This window comes from Inquilinus sp., assembly GCF_057815775.1.
The window spans coordinates 1-4,938 of sequence record NZ_JBYRFX010000376.1; the positions used below are offsets into that span (position 1 = coordinate 1).

Here is a 4,938-nt window from a genome sequence, read left to right on the forward strand (position 1 = left end):
ACGGCGCCGGAAGGCTTCACCTGGACCCTGCCGGCAGCCTGGTACCGCGACCCCGAGCGCTACGAGCAGGAGCGCACGCGCATCTTCGCCCGCAACTGGATGCTGTTCACCTGGTCGGGTCGGCTGCAGGCGCCCGGCGACTACGTCACCGGCACCGTCGCCGGCTATCCCGTCTTCGCCATCCGCGGCGAGGACGGGCAGGTCCGCGCCTTCCACAATGTCTGCCGCCACCGCGGCGCCCAGCTGCTGACCAAGCCGGAGGGCCAGTGCCCGCGGCTGGTGGTCTGCCCCTATCACAGCTGGAGCTACACGCTGGACGGCCAGTTGAAGCGGAACCCCGATTTCGGCTCGGCCGCCGCCTTCGATCCGGCGGAATGGGGTCTGTTCGGCATCGCCGCGGAGGAATGGCGCGGCCTGGTGTTCCTGCGGATCGAGCGCGAGGGCGAAAGCCTGCGCCAATGGCTCGGGCCGATCGACGCCCTGGCCGCCGACTATCCGCTGGAACAGCAGCACTGGTTCGCCGAGAAGAACCGCGACTGCGAGGTCGACTGGAAGGCCTATGGCGAGAACTACCTGGAATGCTACCACTGCCGGACCATGCATCCCGGCCTGTGCGCGTCGCTGGACATGGACCGCTACAGCATCGACGTGCACGGCGATGCCGGCATGTTCCACCTGCACGCGCCGAAGCGCGACGGCGGGCTGACCCGCGGCGTCTATTTCTACCGCTTCCCGTTCCTGATGCTGAATCTCTACGACTGGGGCAGTTCGATCGCCACGATCGAACCGCTGGGCCCCGGCCGCCTGCGCCACATCAACTGGTACTTCTTCACCGATGTCTCGCCCGGGAAGGCGGAGGAGAACCGCCAGTCGATCGCCTGGTCGGCCCAGATCGTCAGCGAGGACCTCGACATCATCACCGGGGTGCAGCGCAACCTGAACGCCGGGATCTACCAGCGCGGCCCGCTGTCGCCGAAGCACGAGCACGCCGTGCTCGGCTTCCAGGACATGGTCCGCCGCGGCATGGACACCCCCGCCCCGCGCCACCGCGCCGCCGCCGAATAGCCTTTCCGGAAAGACCGATCGCACCATGACCACGACCTCGATCCCGCAGGGCAGCTCCACGACCGCCAAGCGCTACGACGCCATCATCATCGGCGCCGGCCACAACGGCCTGGTCTGCGCCAACTACCTCGCCCGGTCCGGCCTGAAGGTGCTGGTGCTGGAACGCCGCAAGGTGCTGGGCGGCGCCGCGGTGACCGAGGAGATCGCGCCGGGCTTCCGCGCCTCGATCTTCTCCTACCTGATGAGCCTGCTGCACCCGCGCATCATCCGCGACTTCGAGTTGAAGAAGCATGGGCTGGAGGTGCTGCCCTGTTCCGACATGGTCTCGCCGGTCGGCGGCGACGACTACATCGTGTTCTCCGACGACATGGCCAAGACCCAGGCCAGCTTCGCCAAGTTCTCGAAGAAGGACGCCGCGATCTATCCGGAGTTCGACCGCTATCTGCAGGAAGCGGCGCAGGTGGTGCGCAAGCTGCTGTGGGAAACACCGGTCGACCCGGCCAAGCGCGACTGGCGCGGCTTCCGCGACGGCGCCTCGATGCTGTGGCGGCACCGCAAGATCGGCCGGAAGATGTACCGCATCGCCGACATGCTGAGCATGAGCGCCTACGACTTCCTGCGCGAATGGTTCGAGGACGACCGGGTGATGGCGGTCCTGGCCTATTACGCCTCGATCGGCACCTTCGCCGGGCCGAAGACCCCGGGGTCGGCCTACGTCATCATGCACCACATCATGGGCGAGCATGAGGGCGCCGGTGGCTGGGGCTTCATCAAGGGCGGCATGGGCGCCATCACCCAGGCCCTCGCCTCCTACGGCCGCACCATCGGCGTCGACCATGTCACCGAGGCCGAGATCGCGGCGGTGCGGCTGACCGGCGACCGAGCCACATCCGTGACCACGACCAAGGGCGACACCTATTCGGCCCGGGTCATCGTCTCCAACGCCAGCGCCAAGACGCTGTATCTCGACATGATCGGCGAGGCGCACCTGCCGGCCGAAGTGCTGCGCGAGATCCGCGGCTATCGCAGCTTCTCCACCGCCTTCAAGATGAACATCGCCTGCGAGCGACCGCCGCAATACCGCATCCTGGACAAGGTGCGGGCCGAGGGGGGCCTGGGCAATTTCAGCTATCCCACCTACATGCACATCGCGCCCGACATCGACTACCTCGAACGGGCCTATGACGACGCCAAATACGGCTGGTATTCCAGCCGGCCGTTCCTGACCCCCGTGGTGCCGACCATCGTCGACGACACCCTGGCGCCGCCGGGCAAGCATGTCGTCAACCTGTTCGGCGGCCACGCCCCCTATACGCTGAAGGGTGGCGACTGGGCGACGGAGAAGGACAAGTTCCGCAAGACCGTGTTCGACACGATCGAGGAATACGCCCCCGGCTTCTCCAGCGACGTGATCGAGGCCCAGCTGCTGGTGGCGCCGGACATCGAACGCATCGTCGCCCTGCCCCAGGGCCACATCTTCCACGGCGAGCTGTCGACCGACCAGCTGTTCTTCCAGCGCCCGGTCTCAGGCTATGCCGACTACCGCACGCCGTTCCGGGGGCTTTACATCTGCGGGTCGTCGATGCATCCGGGCGGCGGCGTCTCCGGCATCCCCGGCCACAATGCGGCGCGCGAGATCCTGCGGGACGTCAAGGCCAGGCGGGCGTGAGGCCCGGCGGCATGAAGGTAGGACGATGACCGAAGGCGAACATTCCGAGCCGGAGCTGCAGGGGGCGGAGGGCGACGCCCTGCTGGCGGAGGACCCGGTCGACACGCTGGGGCCGCAGATCCGCGAGCTGCGGCAGCAGCGCGGCCTGACCCTGACCCGGCTGGCCGCCGCCACCGGCCTGTCGGTCGGCCACCTCTCGCAGGTCGAGCGCGGGCTGTCGACGCCGACCATCCGCCAGCTGCAGCTGATCAGCAGCGCCATGGGCGTGACCATCGGCTGGTTTTTCCGCATGCAGGAGCCGCGGGACGAGGAGGACAGCGTCGTGGTCCGCGCCGGCCGGCGCAAGGTGCTGCAGATGGGCCGGCTGGGCCTGACCGACGAGCTGCTGGTGCCGAACCTGGACGGCCAGCTGGAGCTGCTGCTGTGCACCATCCAGCCGGGCGCCGGCAGCCCGGACAGCTACACCCATGACGGCGAGGAGGCCGGCTTCATCCTGTCCGGCGCCCTGGAGCTGTGGGTCGACGAGAAGTTCTACACCCTCGGCGCCGGCGACAGCTTCGCCCTGGCCAGCACCCGGCCGCACCGTTACCGCAACCCGGGTCCCGATGAGACCCGGGTGATCTGGGCGATCACGCCGCCGACCTTTTGAGGCATGCCGGCTAGAGCTTGGGCCCGAGATGGACGCCCATCAGCGCCTCTGCCGCCCTTCGGCGACCCTGCCGCAGCTTGCGGATTGCGCGCGGCGCGAAGTCCAGGACCGTGAACCGCGGCCGGTCGTCGGTTCCGATGCGCCGGCCGAGCCAGGCCATGGCGCCGGCAAGGCGCAGCGGCGCGGCCAAGCGTGGATGCTTCATCTGGACCATCCGCCGCCAGTGCTGGGCCCTGGGCACGAGGCGCCGGCCGATCGATTCGGGGATCGGCGTCCCGAACAGTTCGCGCAGGGTCAGCAGCTGGGTTTCGAAGGCGTTGCGGCGCAGCCGGCCCGTCAGGATCGCATCGAGATGCGCCCAGTCGACTCCCTGCGGCAGGGCCGCGAGCCCAGCCAGGTCGTGGAGGTGGCGCAGGTCGACGCTGCCGCGCCAGTAATCCCCCTCCTTGATCTGGTCGTGCAGGATCAGGTGCAGTGCCCGGAAGGTCGGTGACGGCAGCCGGGCCCGGGCGGCGCCGTGGCTGATGACCGCGAACTGCGCCGCGGCCAGGATCGACGGGCCATAGAGGCCGCCGCCGCCGGTGCCGTGCAGCTCCAGCACCCCGGCATCCTGCGGCCGCCAGACGCCATGCTGGCCCGCCGCACTGAGATAACCGAGCGAGGCGAGGACGGCGTCCGCGGCCGGCCTCTCCGCCTCCTCCACCAGCAGGTCGAGGTCGCTCATCATCCGGGCGCCGAGCGCCTCGTCGGGCGTGGAGAACAGGATCCCGGCGCCCTTAAGCAGGATCGGCTGGATGCCGGCCCGGTTCAGCGCGCCAACTGCCTCGACCAGCTGGCTTTGCAGCAGGAGGTTGCGCTGCCGGTTGCGGTCATGGATGAAGGCGAGATACTCGCGAGTCTCGTCCGGCAGGTCCGCCAGCCGGCCGGCATCGCGCAGGGCGACGAACAGCGCCGGCGTCAGCCAGCTGCGATTGGCGGTCTCGACCACCGGAAACCAGTCGGCCACGCCGAGCGGCAGGCCGCGAAGGGCGGCGATCAACGCGCCCACGGGCCTGGCGTTCACACGCATGCCCGGCGCAACTCGCTCACGGCGTCGTCGAGACGGGCGTAGGTCAGGGCATGGCATTCGGCCCCGGCCATGGCGTGGGCCAACAGGCCGAAGGCCGAGGCGGACAGCCGCTGCCCCGGGGCCGTCGCTTCGACCAGCACAGCCCGCATCGCATCGATGCGGTCGAGATGGGTCAGCTGGGCCGGACCGCCGGGCTGGCGGCGCAGTAGCACCACCCAGCCGAGCGGCTGCGGGTCCGTGGCCGGCGCGTCGGGCGGGAGATAGCGGACATCCTGGCCGTCGGTGCGCCGGAAGATCGGCAGATCCTGCAGGTCGGGCCGGAAGCGGGACAGCAGCGGCCAGGCCCCCGCCTTGACCGAAGCGGCGAACGGGACCCCCGCCACCTGCCCCTGCGGCATCAGCAACGCGATATCATCGCCGCCATAGCCGAACCCGGCATGGACGAGGGCCAGGGTGAGCGTGGTCTTGCCCGCCCCCGGTTCGCCG

At 69.5% G+C, this 4,938-nt stretch carries 5 protein-coding genes; 3 read left to right on the forward strand and 2 right to left on the reverse strand.

The annotated features are described in order from the left end of the window. The 3 genes from AC3XYG_RS13430 to AC3XYG_RS13440 all read left to right on the forward strand — a co-directional run. Positions 1-1,065, forward strand: a 1,065-nt coding sequence (locus AC3XYG_RS13430) for an aromatic ring-hydroxylating oxygenase subunit alpha (protein WP_489140341.1), incomplete at its 5' end; no start/stop codon positions are given. A gap of 25 nt (positions 1,066-1,090) precedes the next feature. Further along, positions 1,091-2,734: a phytoene desaturase family protein gene (locus AC3XYG_RS13435; RefSeq protein WP_489140342.1), complete on the forward strand. Its 1,644-nt coding sequence runs from the start codon at positions 1,091-1,093 to the stop codon at positions 2,732-2,734. Positions 2,735-2,759: 25 nt separating this feature from the next. Further along, positions 2,760-3,383, forward strand: a complete 624-nt coding sequence (locus AC3XYG_RS13440; protein WP_489140343.1) for a cupin domain-containing protein — start codon at positions 2,760-2,762, stop codon at positions 3,381-3,383. A 10-nt stretch (positions 3,384-3,393) separates the two neighbouring features. Here the strand turns inward: AC3XYG_RS13440 and AC3XYG_RS13445 are convergent, their stop codons facing one another. Next, positions 3,394-4,431: a nucleotidyltransferase family protein gene (locus AC3XYG_RS13445; protein ID WP_489140344.1), complete on the reverse strand. Its 1,038-nt coding sequence runs from the start codon at positions 4,429-4,431 to the stop codon at positions 3,394-3,396. 11 nt (positions 4,432-4,442) lie between these two features. Then, positions 4,443-4,938, reverse strand: a 496-nt coding sequence (locus AC3XYG_RS13450) for a hypothetical protein (protein WP_489140345.1), incomplete at its 5' end; no start/stop codon positions are given.